We start from the raw sequence: 15522 nt of genomic DNA, 5'->3' as shown, positions 1-15522 counted from the left end.
AGACATGAGTTGATCACCCCCCTGCCATTTCGCATGCACGCCAGCGTTGCAGCCCTGTGGTGCCTGGCAGCCACCACGGCCTTCTCGGCCCAGCCAGGCGCCAGCACGGCAGCTCCCCAGCAAGGCGATGAAATTGCCCACGCCGTGAAAGAAGGCGACACCCTCGAAGGGCTGGCCCGCAGCTACCTGGCCAACCCGCGCCAGTGGCCGCTGCTGCAGGCCCGCAACAAGGTGGCTGACCCCAGGCGCCTGCAACCGGGCTCGCTGATCTTCATCCCCGTGCGGCTGCAGCCCAGTGAGTCGGCCACCGTGCAGTTTGTGCAGGGCGAGGCCACGGCGCAGGCGCGGGGCAGCAGCACACCCGCCCCCATTGCAACCGGCAGCAAGCTGGAAGAAGGCACCGAGCTGAAAGTAGGCCCCGAGTCCTTCGTGGCCGTGCAGCTAGCGGACGGCACCGTGGTGCGGGTACAGGCGCAGTCCGAGCTGCAGCTGCGCCAGTTGCGCCGACGAGGCCGCGCAGGCAGCGTGCAGTCGGTGCTGGAGATGCACAAGGGCGGCGTGGAATCGACCGTCCCCCCCAGCGCCGAGCCGCAGCGCCGCATGGAAATCCGCACACCGCTGGCGGTGACCAGCGTGCGGGGCACGCAGTTCAGCGTGGCGTTGGCCGATTCGGGCCAGACCACGGCGTCGGTAGAACATGGCTCGGTGGCCGTGCAGTCGCGGCGCGACACCGACAGTGAGCCCGGTGCCGCACTCAAAGCGCCCACTGCGCTGCTGACGCCCGGACAAGGCCTGGCGGTGGCCACCGATGGCACCGTCGGCGCCGCTCGCGCGTTGCTGCCCGCCCCCGATACCTCCGGCATGCCCACCACGCTGGGCGATGCAGGCCTGATGACCATCGACCTGCCGATGGCCGCAGGCGCCACGCGCTATGTGGCGCAGGTGGCGCAAGACCCCGCCTTCACCCAGGTGCTGCGCCACGGCAGCTTTCCCGATGGCCGCCTGCGCTGGAAGGCGCTGGACGATGGCCGCTACTACCTGGCCGTGCGGGCGCTGGACGATGCGGGCATTGCGGGCCTGCCGGCCGTACAGCCGTTCACCGTCAAGACCCGCCCGGTCGCACCGCTGTACCAGCACCCTGCGCCTGGCGCGGTAGTGCCCAGCGGCGCGGCCGAGCTGCGCTGCACGGAAGTCCCCGGCGTGCGCTGGTACCGAGTGCAGGTGGCCGCCGACGTCCAGTTCACCCAGCCCCTGCGCGATGAGCAGCGCCTGACCGAATGCCGCCTGCCCTTGGGGGCGCTGCCCGCAGGCAGCTACTTCTGGCGCATCGCCAGCCTGCTGGCGCTGCCCGACGGGCAGGCAGACCAGGGACCGTTTGCGCCGCCACAGCCCTTCACTGTGGCCGACCGGCCGACCGCCTTGTCCCTGCAGGCGCTGCAGGCAGAGGACGGAGATCCGACCGTGCGCCTGCACTGGCCTGCCCAGGCTGGCCAGCGCTTCCGGCTGCAGCGCACCGAGGCCACCGACCTGGACTTTGCCAAGGTTGCCGAGGACACCGTGCTCGACGCCCCGACCTGGACGGCCAGCAACCTGGCTGCCGGCGAGTACCTGGTGCGCATCCAGGTGCTGGACGCCAGTGGGCTGGAGAGCGACTTCTCCCCACCGCGCAAGATCCGCGTGGGCACGGGCATCCGCACGGGTGCGGGCTTGCCGGTGTCCACCAGCAGCGGCACACCCGTGGGCCGGCCTTGAGCGGGCCATGGAGCCTGCTCAGCCCCGCCGTACCAGTTGCACCAGCGCGTGCTGCTTTCGCGGCACGTGCTGAGCAAACGTCGCACCCACCACCACCCCTGCCATGGTGACCATCGCCCACCTGCGCCGCCGCCGACGCCGACTGGAATGGGCGCTGCTGGCCTGCGCGCTGATGGCGCTGGTGGCATGGCTCAGCACCGCCGACAGCCTGGACCGCGTCAACCATCTGGTGCAGGACGCGGGCATGCGGCTGGTCTCGCGGCCCGCCCACCCCGACATCGTGATCGTGGCCATCGACGACGCCAGCATCGCCGCCATCGGCCGCTGGCCCTGGCGCCGGGCCTTGCATGCCGAGCTGATCTCGCGCCTGACCGCCCAGAACCCGCGTGCCATCGGCATGGACGTGCTGTTCAACGAAGCCGACCTGGACTACCCCGAGGACGACCTGCTGCTCACCGACGCCATCCAGCGCAGCGCGCGCGTGGTGCTGCCCGTGCTGCGGCGCGGCTATGGCCCCGTCAGCAACCAGACCGACCTGCCCTGGCCCGCCTTTGCCGATGCTGCCGCCGGCTTGGGCCACGTGCATGTGGCACCCGACAGTGATGGCGTGGTGCGCAGCCTGTACTTGCTGGAAGGCCCGGCGGCCGCCCCCTGGCACCACTTCAGCACCGCGCTGCAGTGCGTGGCAGACCGGCAACCTGCGGCTGCCTGCAGCCGCTCGCCCGCCAGCGCCACCGACACCAGTCCCTGGCAGCGCACTGAGCCCACGCTCATCGCCTATGCCGCCGGGCCATCGCCCTTCACCACCTACTCGTACATCGATGTGCTGCGCGGCCAGTTGCCGGCCGGGGCGCTGGACGGCAAGTACGTGCTGGTGGGCGCAGCAGCCTCGGGCCTGGGCGACATGTTTGCCACACCCGTCAGCCAGCAGTCGCGCCTGATGCCGGGCGTGGAGGTGGTTGCCCATGTGCTGGATGCCCGCCTGGCCGGCGAACACATCGTGCGCGCACCGCAGGCACTGAACTTCGCCTTCAACCTGGTGCCACTGGCCTGTGCGCTGCTTGCGTTGCTGCTCATTGGCCCATTGGCGGCCCTGCTGACCAGCGCCGCACTGGCGGTGGCCACCTTGCTGCTGAGCATGGCCCTGCCCTGGTGGGCAGGTTTGCAGTTCGCACCCGCAGCGGCCTTGCTGGGCCTCGCACTGGCCTACCCGCTGTGGAGCTGGCGGCGCCTGAGTGCGGCCGCGCACTTTCTGCGGCTGGAGATGGAGAACCTGCAACGCCAGGGCCTGGCCATGCGCTTGCGCAGACGGCCCGGAGACTCCGCCGACTTTCTGGAGCGCCGCATCAATGCCGTGGAGCGCGCATCCCGCCAGCTGCGCGACCTGCACCAGTTTGTGAGCGAGAGCCTGCAGCAGCTGCCCTCCCCCACCATCGTCTGCGCCCCCGACGGTGAAATCCTGCTGGCCAACCAGGCAGCCCGCCAGCATCTGGGAGGCACCACCCAGCCCTCCCTGCAGGGGCTGTCGGTGGTGGACCTGCTGGCTGATCTGGTCGAGTCAGGAACCGATGCGCCAATCGTCACCCAGGCGGCCTTGCAGCATCGCACCCTGCCCGAGCAGGCCGAGGGCACGGACGCCCAGGGCCGCAGCCTGTTGGTGCAATGCAAGCCTTTCACCAACCTGGCCAATGCAGGCTGGCTGCTGACCCTGGTGGACCTGACCGAGATGCGCCGCGCGCTGCAGCAACGCGACCAGGCGATGCACTTCATCTCGCACGACATCCGCGCGCCCAACGCGTCCATCCTGACGCTCTTGGAAATGCAGCGCGCCTACCCCGGCCGCCTGTCAGACCAGGAGTTGCTGGAGCGCATTGAGCGTTACGCGCAGGCCTCGTTGGGCATGGCCGAGAGTTTTGTGCAACTGGCCAGCGCGCAATCGCAGCCATACCGCATGGCGCCGCTGGACCTGGCAGCCCTGCTCTCCGAAACCACCGACGACCTCTGGACCCTGGCCCGCGACCGCAATGTGGACGTGCGCACGGTGGCCACGCCAGACTCTGCGCCCTGCCTGGGCGACCGCGCCCTGCTGTCCCGCGCCCTGACCAACGTGATCCACAACGCCATCAAGTTCAGCCCCGATGGCGGCACGGTGCAGTGCGCCATCGTGGCGCGGGGCGCGCACTGGGTCGTGTCGGTGCGAGACCAGGGCCCTGGCATCGCGCCCGAGCAGCAGGGCCGCCTGTTCACCCCCTACCAGCGGCTGCACGACCACAGCCACCCCGCCATCGCCGGGGTGGGCCTGGGCTTGGCACTGGTGCAGACCGTAGTGCTGCGCCACGGCGGGACGCTGGAGGTGGAGAGCGATGTCGGGCGGGGTGCCGAGTTCCGGCTGGTGCTGCCGCAGCAGTTGGATGCGCCGTCGGACGACGACGAGGCGTAGTAGCTAGCCGCGAGGCGCCGACTGCGACCGCAGAAAGTCGAGCACCGCCCGGTGGTCACCCTGGAAAACGATGCGGTCGGCGCGGCTCCGCCGCTGGTAGGCGTACATCGGGTCATAGTAGTCACGCATGAGCGCAGCAATCCAATCCCGGTGCAGCGACAAATCGCCCCGGCTGCGCTGCTGCACCAGCGCTGCCAGCATCGACCCGCGAAGCGCCTGGTAGCGGTCGCCTCCCAGACGCTTGGCAAGTTTGCCCAGGCTGTCGAGCAGCCGCGCCGCAAACAAGTCGGTCCCTGCCGCATCTCCATGGACCGCCACAAAATCAGCGCATTGCTGCTGCACATAGTCGCGCAGGATGCGCTCCACACGGGCGTCAAAAGCATCCTCCAAGCAGACGATGGGTACCCGTTCCAGCCGCTGACGCAGCTCCAGCGGCACTGAGCAACTGCCCACATGACGACCCTCATCTTCCAGCACAAAAGTCTCGTGGCCCCGAGCACGCCTCTTGAGCACATCGATGGCCAGCCGGTTCTCAAAGTCGATCTGTGTGGGCTGACCGCTGACGCGCTGGCCGAAACTGGAGCCGCGGTGGTTGGCATGGCCTTCCAGGTCCAAGCCGTTGGACAGTTGCGCAATCACTTCGGTCTTGCCGGTGCCGGTCAGGCCACTGAGCACCACAAACCCGCACTCTGCCGCCGCAGCCTGCGTGGTGCCGATGAGGAACCCGCGCATGGCCTTGTAGCCCCCCACCACCCGGGGGTAGTCGATGCCCGCTTCGTTCAGCAACCACTGCTGCACGATCTGCGAGCGCAACCCGCCACGAAAGCAGTACAGCACGCCCTGCGGATGCGCCCGCGCAAACTGCGCCCACGCCTCGATGCGCTGGCGCTTGGTGGCGCCCGACACCAGTTGGTGCCCCAGCGCAATCGCGGCCTCCTGGCCCTTGTGCTTGTAGCAGGTGCCCACTTGCTGGCGCTCACCATCGTCCATCAGGGGGAGGTTGGCAACACCAGGAAACGCGCCCTGCCCAAACTCCACCGGCGCGCGCACATCCATCATGGGCACATCGTTCAGGAAGATGTGCCGGTAGTCCGTCAGGTTGTCGGGCATCAGCGCAGCTCGACGGCAAAGGCCTGTCGCGGGGTGAGCTCACCGATAGGCTGCAGCGCCAGGCCCAGCTCTGCGGCCACCTGCAGAAACTCGGCCTCGCCCTCCGGGCTCACGGCCACCAGCAGCCCCCCGCTGGTCTGGGGGTCGCACAGCAGGTGCTTTTGCACCTCCGTCAGGGGCGCAATCTTGGCGCCATAACTGTCAAAGTTGCGCAGCGTGCCGCCGGGCACACAGCCCTGGTCCATGTAGTAGTCCACCCCCTCCAGTCGCGGCACGGCCGCGTAGTCAATCACGGCGCTCAAGCCGCTGCCCTCGGCCATCTCGACCAGGTGCCCCAACAGGCCGAAGCCGGTCACATCCGTCATGGCCCTCACGCCCGCCAGTCGGCCAAACCGGCTCCCTGGCTGGTTGAGCGTGCACATCAGGTCGCGCGCCACGCCCACATCCTCGGGCCTCAGCTTGGCCTTTTTTTCGGCGGTGGTCAGGATGCCGATTCCGAGGGGCTTGGTGAGATAAAGACGGCAACCCGCCGTGGCCGTGTCGTTGCGCTTGAGGTGGCGCTTTTCGACGATGCCCGTCACCGCCAGGCCGAAGATGGGCTCCGGCGCATCGATGGAGTGCCCGCCCGCCAGGGGAATGCCCGCCGCGTCGCACACCGCACGCCCCCCGCGCACCACTTCACGCGCCACCTCGGGCGGCAGCACATTCACCGGCCATCCCAGGATAGCGATGGCCATCAGCGGATCAGCCCCCATGGCATAGATGTCGCTGATCGCGTTGGTGGCAGCAATGCGCCCGAAGTCATACGGGTCATCCACGATGGGCATGAAAAAATCGGTGGTTGACACCACGCCGCGCTCCGCATCCAGGGCATACACCGCCGCATCGTCGCGCGACGTGTTGCCCACCCAAAGCCGGGGGTCCAGGTGCTGCGCCCCGCTGCCCGCCAGGATCACGTCCAGCACCTTGGGGCTGATCTTGCAGCCACAGCCGGCGCCGTGGCTGTACTGGGTCAGGCGGATGGGGGGTGTTGTCAAGGTGTCTGGGAGCATGCAATGTTCTTTCATGGCATCAGGCGCGGGCCGCGCAACCCGTATTCTGGCGCTGCAGGGAAATGCGGCCATGCATCGCAATCAATACCCTGTCACTCCCGCATCTGCATGGTGATGTCCACACAATGGCGAATCTGCGAGTCTCTTCAACCGCAGCGCCCGAAGCGGACCATCCAGCCGCCTGAAGTTTTCCAGCGGACCCAAAGAAAAAGGCCCTGTGCTATCGATTAAATAGCTACAGGGCCTTGATGCTGGCGGGAGGGTGTCATTCAGAAAAACCGTGGAAGACCTCATAAATGCTAGATATTGGGCAAAATTTCACCATTTATGCCCCCAAATATGCCCCCAGCCCCATAACCTTGCACATAGTGAACCAACTTCAATAGTTGCGACCCAAATTTCTCAAAATCAGGGTTTGCCCAGCATTTGCGGACTCCATCGCAGACCGACCAGCTCGCAATTGGCAGCCTGCGTATCCCGGCCGCACCTGAACACTGAGTCCATTCCGATCTGACCACTCCGCCGGCACCGCTAAACTCAAACGTTAGGCATCAAAACCTCATCTTGTGCGCTCGAACGGCAGGAGCCCGAATTGCACCTATCTCCAAGCGAGAAGCATCCACACGAACCTTGCAGTAGGCACCCTAGATGTGCAAGCTTCGACTTAGGTAGTCTTTAATCTCAAACAGATTGACTTGAAAACGTTCGGCATCTTCTGGGCGGATCATTATTGTCAGCTTGTTGCTAAACACCTTTCCGACTGCGGCATCGGCAAACGATTGCGCGATCTTCTCTGTCATCTTCTTTCGCGACGTATCTATGCGGCCCCTCCCCGTCCCAACTAGAGGAACCGCAAGATCATGCAGATGTCCCTGATTGGCAATGAACTGCCAAAGACACTCAAGCGCATCCTCTACGTCGCGGAGCGTTGAATAGGCTGTGCCATGAGAGTTCAATCTCGACATGGCTAGAAAATAGAACGTCTTGTTGCCGGCATTGACCTTTGCCACCGTCCCAATGGGGTATTCATGCTTCTTGCCGAGGGCATTGGGATTGATTGACGAATTGACCCCGCTAAGCCCCACTGCAAGCTGTCGGTCAATCTCTGCGGTGTTTCCTTGAAAGAACTTCAGCGCGAGCTGCCCCTGAAGACTATCCGGAGAGATCAGGCCGCTGGCCATGTCTGTGTCGAAGGTTGTATTGGTGCTGATGACGGTGTCGCCACCCTCCGCAAAGATGTCTCCAATCTTTACCTCGAACATTACATCCCGCTTTGGAACTTTATAAACAACCCTAGAGACAGGTCGACGAGTGGCGATCACCCAGAGAATCGCCGCAGCAAGGATTGGGAAGATTGCGAATTTGCTGTATTTGTCCTTGGTATAGATTCCCAAGAAGTCCATTAACTCCATGAGGAAGTAGAGAGACCCAACGGTCGCGAAAATGGCAATAAGTGCGTCTCGCGAGAACAGCGCGTACTTCCAGAAAGACGCTGTCGCAAGCGATCGAATGAAGAACTTCATAGATGTGATGCCGGCGCTCGATCAGGACAAATTGGCCGGATACAGGAAGCAGCCAGGAGCGCATTTGGTCGCAAGCATCAGGTCGGTATCCTTAAACGCTTGGGTGATCAAGCCTTTTGCCATAGGCACGTGCAGCGTTGGCACCAGATTCATCGAGTCGCGAAACACAGGAAGTCCGTCCCATAGGCCCTTTACCGATTGCTTCAACAATCCATTGTTGAGAAGACTCTCTTTTGAGTCATATTCCGGATAGATCACGATAACGGGCAAGCCCTGATTGTTGATACCGTAGTCCACCTCTTCCCTCAACGCCCTCGAGTTTCGAGTGGCCGAGCTAAGGATGAGCACAATGTTCTTTGATGCGCGAAGCCGCTCCCGAAGTCTTGGCTTCAGTGTGGTTTCCCAATCACTGTCGTCTCGTACGCTGTAAGTAATGGCGTGAGAGTCGGTAAATGGAAACGAAGCATCTTGACCCTTCCACATTCGCAGCGTGTTGTAGTAGCAGAAATCCTTCGTCGCATGCGCACCAAGCGAACTGAGATTGAACGGTTCTGCAACATAGAACGCTGTGTAGTTCCCGCTTCTTTGAGCCATAGGATCCTCCCTTGTTGCCTTCGCCGGAATCTTACAACTTTGCCAGTCTCCGCCGCCGCGGGCGCCTTAGCTCAAACGCTGGGCGTCTGCTCTTGGCCGCTTGCGGCCGTTGACGGAGCATTCCTGCTGCAGCCGTTCATGGTGCCGAACTGACTGGTCATCATCACCAGAACGCGCAACAGCCTATCGTCCATCATGGGTGGCGAAGCAAAAAAGGTCCTACCTAGTGGCGCAATCCGGCATCGACTTCACGCCATCTCCAGCATTTCGTTCATGCAGCCAGCGACGATTCCCTCGCACTCACGATGCTGACTCAGCAACTCTGCGTAAATTTGCAAAGAATCTCCCATTTCTCGGCCCCCATGGATACGCTGCAGCTTGGAGACATCTTCGAAGTAAGAGTTAGCAAAACTGATGAGACGGTCGTGGTGCACACCCAGCAGAAAAGGCTTTGCTTTGGTTGTAGCTCCGTGAAGGGCCCCTCCCAGTGCGGCGATAGCGCCGTAATCCACGTCCAAGCCAACCCGCCGTGAGGCTTCGATCATCGAGAGCATGACCCCCATGCCGGCGGCTGCCTCATGCAGACTCTGTATCGCTGCAAATTTCATTTCGGCAATCTTCACCGCCATCGCCTTCTTGACATCCTGGCTCGCCTTAATTGCTTCGGCTTGAGCGATTAGAGAGGTGCGATATGCCTCAAGTTCTCTTGCATAGCTGGCCTTAGCACGTTCTAAATCCTGCTGATGTCGAGCCTTGATGCCCTCGATGTCTTTGTTCAGCCAATGGGTCAATTGGCTTTTCCCGAGAACAGCCGCAATTGCCAACAAAGTTGCGCTGAGCCCTCCGCCCGCTAGACCCGCCCAAACGAATCCTGCAACGTCTGCCATGTTTCACCTCCTTTCAAGAGCTTATCGCTCTGCGCCATGAAAGGACGAACAGCCAAACAAAACGGAAAGACATTAAAAAGTCGGCAGGACGCCGACCTTGATTAGTGGACCGACTCGCAGCGCCCGCTAGACGCGTCCGCTATCAGCCCCAGATGACGCCACCCCCGCAGGCGGAGCCATCAACGGCGCCCAGATGGGCTTCCACAGGAGTGGTTCAGTCAGGATTCTCTACCCACCGAATTTGCAGCGGGCGCCTGCTTCCTAGGGTGAACGAATTGCTGCAGCGTTACTGCGCCGATTTGCTTCATTGCCGCCACTGCTGCGCTGCGGGTCTGACTCAGTGTCTTCATTTCCGATACCAGAGCATTCGAGCGAGAAAGGGCTTCAGCAACGGTCAAGCCTTCTGGGGCTGGCTTCGCGCCGACTTTGGACAGGGCTTCGGCGGCAAAGGCCTTGATTTCCTCATCGCCCCAGATAAGTGCCAGCACGTCGAGCGCGTCACCGTCATGGCCAATGATGTCGAGGTGCGCCACGTTTCTTTTTTTGAATTGCAATTCACCATCGCCGTTGTAACTGGCACCGCTCTCCGTTTCCACGTGACTTACCAGGTGCAACGCACGGCCTGCGGCCGCATAAATTTTCTCGCGCCTGGATTTCAGCAATCTGCGAAGCGTATCTACCACAAGTGCAGCAGCATCTTCAAAGCAGATCGACCCACCAACCGTTGCGAACTCCTTTTGCTTGACCGCTATACCGTCCGTAAGTGCATCGATGTCACGCAGCGACTCCTGTTGCAACGCCTCAATCTTCTGAATGATCGACTGAGGCACTTCGGTGAATTGATATGGACTTTGGCTCATGATGCTGATGGGAGAAAGCGTTGAATTTGTCCAGACACCTGCATAGCGCCGGCCTTGCTACGGAGCACACGGGCCATCGCTTCTGCCTGCGCGCCAGTCAGCGTTGCTATCAGCTCAACCCCGTCATGCCACATGGAGACTGTGGCGCAATCGACATTGGCTCGGGCTGCAATGCTGGAACAAGGAGAACCTATGGCCGACGCGTGTAGGGAAGCCCCCTGATAGATCGCCTCTCGGGCATGCATGATGATGCTGTTGGCCAAGCCAAGAGCCTCATCAGGTGTGAGCTGGGCCGATGCGTTTCGTCCGCAGATTTCCAGCCTGAGCCCTGGCCATAGGCGGACTTTTCGCGATGTGATGGATGGTGGTATTGCTGTGTTGTTCATGATGCACCTCATGGTGTGCATGAAGTGTCAACCTCCCACAGCGAATGACATTCAGAATTTTTTCACGTCATTTTTACGCCGAGCGTAGGCTGGATCTCCGCGCGCTATACGTTCGATCTGGCGGCGGCTCAGCGGTTTTCCATGATCGCGCACCAGCTCAGCCAAAAGGGGAAAACTTTTCGGCTGGAATGAACCAGCACGTTGTGGCACGCTCGGCGGAAGGGTCAGGTAATAGAGCCAAAGGATCTCAACCGCCAGAGCGCTCGCGGCCCTCGGTGGCCCCATGTCAGAAACCAGCTGGCGAATGAGCTCATCCCGCCGCAGCTTTTTCGACAGGTTGGCAGGCGCCTCATGCGCCCGACCCCGCGTGGGCGCCTTCAGCCCGAGACGCCCAGCAATGTCGTTGTCACCATCAAGACACGGACGCAACGCCTGCGCCAAGTGCACCGCAGCCCGCGCTGGCACAGGCGTCCCGTCCATCAACGCAAGCAACACTGTGCTGACGGTATCAAGTCCATCATGTCGACCGGCATGCTGCGCTACCAGGCCGGACCATGGATTGGCGATGACAGGCCTATTCATGGCAAGACTCCTTGGCATCGCATCCGAGGCGTGTAGGGGTCCGAGAATGCCCGAAAGTCGCCCCCCCTGGTCGTAGCCCAATCTTCACTTAACCCCCTTGGAGCATTGCGTGAACAGTCCGAGCATGCGGCGCGAACGATCCGCACTGTGGAACACCTGCAAAGAACCCAATGCTGGGCCTATCACCATGCTTACTTACCTCGAACAAAAGTGGACGACTAGAAAAATAACGGGGTGCGAATTACCCGTGCTGCCCCCCTCCCGGAAGGACCCGGACACACCCCCCTCACCGACAACACAGCAGCCCTACGCACTCGGCAGTCACCCGCACCTGGTGACTGCCCAACCCCGTCGACAGGTCGACAAAGTCGACAGACTGGGTGGACCTGGGCGCTCAACACATTCGGAGCGGGTCGGGTTTGTCGACTTTGTCGACCTGTCGACAGGGGTAGGTCTCCTTTTTCGTAAGTCATTGATATAGAAAAGAAAAGAGGTTCTAAAACTGCTTATGGCGACAAACTCAACTATGTCGACAGAGCCTTGGGGTTCACCTGATAGCAAGTGCTCGGTGGTGCGCCCTTGTTGTGGCGCTTGAATGACCGCACAACGTCCTGGTGCTCCAATCTGTCGAGGGCCTTCTGCAACCTATCAACGCTCCTGAATCGCCCCTCCTGCGCACGCTGTGCCTCACGCTTGGTGAACTCAGCCAGCCCATGCACCCGAACCCAGCGCACGATGGCCCCTGCATCCACATCTGTGGCATCGGTGCCCAGCATCCCAAACGCTGCCTGCGCATGTGGGATCAGCAGACGCGCCAGGGTCACGGCGTTGTCCATGCACTCAAACCCCACCTCCTTAGTGTCCAGGCCGGAGGTGGCCAGCTGCAGCAGGGCAGCAATACGCGCCACCGCGCCGGGTAGCTTGCTGGTCCAGTCGCTGATGGATTCGTACCGCCCGCCCTCGCCCTGCTGGCGCTCGATGGCCTCGGACATGTCCAGCCAGATTTCCCGCGCTGCCTCGCACAGAGTCAGGGTCTTGGGTGCAGCGGTCGGTGCGGGCACACCCTCCAATAGCTGGTGCAGGCGGCGCTCGTAATCGTCGCGCACGCCATCGGGGATAGGAGCTCGCTTGCGTACATCACGGCTGCCCACATTACTGACGGGGATGGCGTACAGGAACCGGGCCAGCAGGCCCGAGTCGCGGAACCTGCGAGAGCTGGCAACCTCAGCCATCACGCCAGGCTGCAGCAGCAGGCCAAAGGACAACGCGGGTTGGTCGATATGGGCGCTGCGCCCCGCTCGGTCCACGCGCATAGTGGTGCCCGCGTGCCCCTGTAGGAACACATCCAGGTTCGATGCCCCACCGTTGTAGATGCCAGCCATGATGAGGAAGATTCCCGCCTCATCGCTGTGCACCGCCATGCGCTCGCCATGCTCCACCAGCAGCGCCTGCAGTCGCTCGGCGGTGGTGTCGCCGGTAAACAGGCGCGGCGCCCGCAGCTCGTCGGGCATTTCGTTCTGCTCGCGCTCAATCTCTGCAGTCAGCGCCTCCCGCTCGGTCGAATCCTTGGCCTTGGCCGCGTCTTGCTTCAGGCGCTCGATGCGCTTTTCCGCCACTGCCCGGACAGAAGCAACGCGCACGATCTCCCGGCGCATGCGGTCGCGCAGCAGCTTCTCCCAATGCACCAGCGGCCCCAGCATTGCATTCAGCACCGCGCTCTTGCGAGTGCCGCTGGGCGTGGCGCTCAGGGTCCACAACGCCAACGGCTCGGTGTAGCTGTCGCTGTAGGGCGCCACCTCAAACCGGCGCTGTAGCACCGTGGCCAGCACCGCCAAAGACGACATGACCGCCAGGGCTGGCGGTGTCTGCGTGCTCTCAGCCACGGCATTGGCCATCGCAGCAAGCCAGTCCGGCAACACGGTCACGGGAATGTCAGGCACGCGCCGCATGCCGGGCAGGATGGGGTCAGGCCATTCGGGCGCTGGCGGTGGCGGTGTCGCGGGCGCAGCCTGGTCGATCAGCTCGCGCACCGCCTCCAGGCCCTCGGCTGCAGCCAGGTCATTGAAGTCGGTCAGGTTCTCAGCCAACGGGGGGAATGTCTCAGACACCATGGCGCACCCCCTCGAAACGAGGCACAGCCACAAACCCACCCACGGCCCGCGCCGCCTCGGTGGCCTTGGTCAGACCAGGGTTGCCAGGCGTGGCGGCATCGTTGTCGGCACACACCACGATGCGCAGGCGCGGAAACTTCGACCGCAAAGCCCTGGCCACCGCCATCAGGTTGCCGCAGTTGAACACCGCAGCCGTGGCCACACCCGTGGCCTGAAACACCGTCGCTGCCGTGGCGTAGCCTTCACACAGCAGCAGGCAATCCACAGGCCGCCCCATGGAGTAGTAGCAGCCCGCGATGCGCCCGCCGGACAGAAAGCGCTTGGAGCCATCTGGCCCGATGAATTGCAGCGTGTGCAGCGTGCCATTCGAATCCCGTGCCGGAATCAGCAGCATGTCGCGCAGCTGCCTGATACCGATGGCGCCAATGCGCTTACGCTCCAGGTACGGGTGCGCATTGGTAGCCGGCCTGGCCTGCCGCCACAAACGCGCCGCCTTGGCCTGCGCCTCTGCGTGCACGCGGCCTTGCTCAACCACCCGCGCCGCCTGCGCGGCCTGTAGGTGCCTGCGCAGCGCGGCCTGCTCCTCGGGCGTGGGGGGCTTCGCGCGCACTTCATGCCAGTTGTGCGATTCACCAGTTTTCCAACTGCCAAACGCACCGGCCAGAATGGGGTGACTGTGCAGCACATACCAGCCATTGGTGCTACCCGACTTGTCACCCTCAACGCGGTAGCGGCGCAGCTTGCCATCAGGCACCAGGTCAAGCGCTTTGGCGGGCGCCATGCCTGCCATCTGCATGGCTTGCAGCATCGAAGCGCCCTGCCCCCCAGCATTGACGCGCCCAATGTCGCCGACAATAATCACACGGTCTGGTTTATGGATAGCCGCCTTGGGTGCTGGTAACACCCTGGCGGCTTTTTCTTTGTGGGTCATCAGGTTTCCTTGTTGTCGTCAGCAAGCGATGCGCCAGGTACAAACCCCGGCACAAGCTGCTGCAGTTGGCCCGGCATTGACCGGGCCAACACTTCGCCCGTCGCCGGGTCACACACGAGCAGCACGCCAGGGAACACGAAGCGCACCAGTACCGGGCGCGATCCGGGACGGCGCATCAACTTTTCAAACAGGGGCTTTGTCGTCGCATGCAGCGCTGCGAACTTGTGGGCCTGGTGCAAGGTGCGCTCTGCTGCGGCCAGGGCCGCCTGGTGTGCTGCCTGCCGCGCGTCGTGGGTGGGTTGCATGGCTCATTCCCCCACATTCAGAAGTTCATCGAGGCGGTGATAGATGCCGTCCAACACAGTCGCAGCGGTGTCGGGGCATTGGCTCCATTGGCGACGCATATCAATCGCGCCGGTCAATGCCTCACCGATGTGGGGCATGCCTTCTGCAACCGTATCAATCGCCTCCAGGGTGCGCCGAGCCTCCACAGCAAATGCAACAAGCCCTATCACATCCCGCATTTGGGCCAATTCCATTTGCACAGTGCCGGGCAGTTTCGTTTTCTCAGTCATGCCCTGCCTCCTGCTTCATCTGGCAGGACAGCGGCCATGCGGTCACGGTCGTGCATCAGCGCTTGTATCGCCAAGCCCATGACACCAGGCAGACACTGCAGCCGGTGCGTGAACATGGCATTGAAGGCACAGCCTTGGTCCGCAACACCGTCGCGCCCAGCTGCAGCGCTGGCGTACACGCCCGCAGCTTCGGACAGGCTCTCAACCTCCCCCCAGCACCATGCCAGCACCGCCAGCGGGTGCGCATCGGGGTTCAAGATCACGGCGGGGGCGTTGTCTTGCAGTCCGATAAAGTTCTCTGCAAGGTTCCCCATAGGGGTAACGATGGCGGTGCTCATACGTCACCACCTTTCGTCAACACAGCCAGGCGCCGCAGTGCGGCCAGCGCCTGAACGCTCTTGCGCGCCGCGCCCGCGTGGTTGCCCTTGCGGGTGTAGTAGGTAGCCATCGCGCAAGCGTTGATGGCCTCGCCATGCAAGGCGACAGGGTCAAAGTGGGGGGTGTTGCCCGTGCTGGGCTTGGATGCGGGCGCAATGCGGCCCATGGGTGTGGTGTTAGCCATGATGGCTCCTACTGAACAGGTTTGAAACCTGCCGCCTTCATCGCCAAATGAAGGTGGCAGACCGTGTCGGGTTGGCGAACCGGCAGTAGGTACCGGCACACCCTTGCGGGTGTCCCAACACGGCCCGCCGTAAAGGAAGCCGTGCGCCACACGCAGC

General features: G+C 62.9%; 16 protein-coding genes. 2 read left to right on the top strand and 14 right to left on the bottom strand.

Features of this window, described 5'->3' with window-relative positions:
* Positions 1 to 9 precede the first annotated feature (9 nt).
* A complete protein-coding gene (locus tag ACOYR4_RS06175; protein ID WP_422848969.1) occupies positions 10 to 1752 on the top strand; it encodes a FecR domain-containing protein in 1743 nt (580 codons plus the stop codon).
* A 103-nt stretch (positions 1753 to 1855) separates the two neighbouring features.
* Positions 1856 to 4192 carry a CHASE2 domain-containing protein gene (locus ACOYR4_RS06170; RefSeq protein WP_422848968.1) on the top strand — a complete coding sequence of 779 codons (2337 nt, stop codon included), beginning with the start codon at positions 1856 to 1858 and terminating at the stop codon, positions 4190 to 4192.
* Between the two features lie 3 nt (positions 4193 to 4195).
* Here ACOYR4_RS06170 and mnmH read toward each other — a convergent pair whose 3' ends face one another.
* From mnmH to ACOYR4_RS06100, 14 genes are all read right to left on the bottom strand, one after another.
* The gene (mnmH, locus tag ACOYR4_RS06165; protein WP_422848967.1) at positions 4196 to 5302 is read right to left on the bottom strand and encodes a tRNA 2-selenouridine(34) synthase MnmH; all 1107 of its coding nucleotides are present in this window, start codon (positions 5300 to 5302) and stop codon (positions 4196 to 4198) included.
* A complete protein-coding gene (selD, locus tag ACOYR4_RS06160) occupies positions 5302 to 6339 on the bottom strand; it encodes a selenide, water dikinase SelD (protein ID WP_422848966.1) in 1038 nt (345 codons plus the stop codon). The genes mnmH and selD overlap by 1 nt, the downstream gene beginning before the upstream one ends.
* Positions 6340 to 6998: 659 nt before the next feature.
* Positions 6999 to 7877 carry a macro domain-containing protein gene (locus tag ACOYR4_RS06155; RefSeq protein ID WP_422848965.1) on the bottom strand — a complete coding sequence of 293 codons (879 nt, stop codon included), beginning with the start codon at positions 7875 to 7877 and terminating at the stop codon, positions 6999 to 7001.
* A 21-nt stretch (positions 7878 to 7898) separates the two neighbouring features.
* Positions 7899 to 8471, bottom strand: a complete 573-nt coding sequence (locus ACOYR4_RS06150) for a TIR domain-containing protein (RefSeq protein ID WP_422848964.1) — start codon at positions 8469 to 8471, stop codon at positions 7899 to 7901.
* Between the two features lie 248 nt (positions 8472 to 8719).
* Positions 8720 to 9358, bottom strand: a complete 639-nt coding sequence (locus ACOYR4_RS06145; protein ID WP_422848963.1) for a hypothetical protein — start codon at positions 9356 to 9358, stop codon at positions 8720 to 8722.
* Between the two features lie 218 nt (positions 9359 to 9576).
* Positions 9577 to 10218 carry a hypothetical protein gene (locus tag ACOYR4_RS06140; RefSeq protein WP_422848962.1) on the bottom strand — a complete coding sequence of 214 codons (642 nt, stop codon included), beginning with the start codon at positions 10216 to 10218 and terminating at the stop codon, positions 9577 to 9579.
* Entirely contained in the window at positions 10215 to 10604 is a 390-nt protein-coding gene (locus tag ACOYR4_RS06135; protein ID WP_422848961.1) for a hypothetical protein, read from the bottom strand. Before ACOYR4_RS06135 ends, ACOYR4_RS06140 begins: the two co-directional genes overlap by 4 nt.
* A gap of 51 nt (positions 10605 to 10655) precedes the next feature.
* Positions 10656 to 11186, bottom strand: a complete 531-nt coding sequence (locus ACOYR4_RS06130) for a hypothetical protein (protein ID WP_422848960.1) — start codon at positions 11184 to 11186, stop codon at positions 10656 to 10658.
* Positions 11187 to 11710: 524 nt separating this feature from the next.
* Positions 11711 to 13297, bottom strand: coding sequence for a YfjI family protein (locus ACOYR4_RS06125; protein WP_422848959.1), 1587 nt, complete (start codon positions 13295 to 13297; stop codon positions 11711 to 11713).
* Complete coding sequence (locus tag ACOYR4_RS06120; protein ID WP_422848958.1) at positions 13287 to 14228, bottom strand: toprim domain-containing protein; 942 nt, start codon at positions 14226 to 14228, stop codon at positions 13287 to 13289. The genes ACOYR4_RS06125 and ACOYR4_RS06120 overlap by 11 nt, the downstream gene beginning before the upstream one ends.
* Entirely contained in the window at positions 14228 to 14533 is a 306-nt protein-coding gene (locus ACOYR4_RS06115) for a hypothetical protein (protein ID WP_422848957.1), read from the bottom strand. The genes ACOYR4_RS06120 and ACOYR4_RS06115 overlap by 1 nt, the downstream gene beginning before the upstream one ends.
* Positions 14534 to 14536: 3 nt before the next feature.
* Positions 14537 to 14803: a hypothetical protein gene (locus ACOYR4_RS06110; RefSeq protein ID WP_422848956.1), complete on the bottom strand. Its 267-nt coding sequence runs from the start codon at positions 14801 to 14803 to the stop codon at positions 14537 to 14539.
* On the bottom strand, positions 14800 to 15141 hold the full coding sequence (locus tag ACOYR4_RS06105; protein ID WP_422848955.1) for a hypothetical protein: 342 nt from the start codon (positions 15139 to 15141) through the stop codon (positions 14800 to 14802). Before ACOYR4_RS06105 ends, ACOYR4_RS06110 begins: the two co-directional genes overlap by 4 nt.
* On the bottom strand, positions 15138 to 15365 hold the full coding sequence (locus ACOYR4_RS06100; RefSeq protein ID WP_422848954.1) for a hypothetical protein: 228 nt from the start codon (positions 15363 to 15365) through the stop codon (positions 15138 to 15140). The genes ACOYR4_RS06105 and ACOYR4_RS06100 overlap by 4 nt, the downstream gene beginning before the upstream one ends.
* Between the last annotated feature and the right edge of the window lie 157 nt (positions 15366 to 15522).

The organism is Acidovorax sp. M14 (assembly GCF_049331375.1).
Classification (GTDB): Bacteria; Pseudomonadota; Gammaproteobacteria; order Burkholderiales; family Burkholderiaceae_C; genus Acidovorax.
Note: the sequence above shows the minus strand (reverse complement) of the source record. Positions and strands in the feature narration are given on the sequence as shown.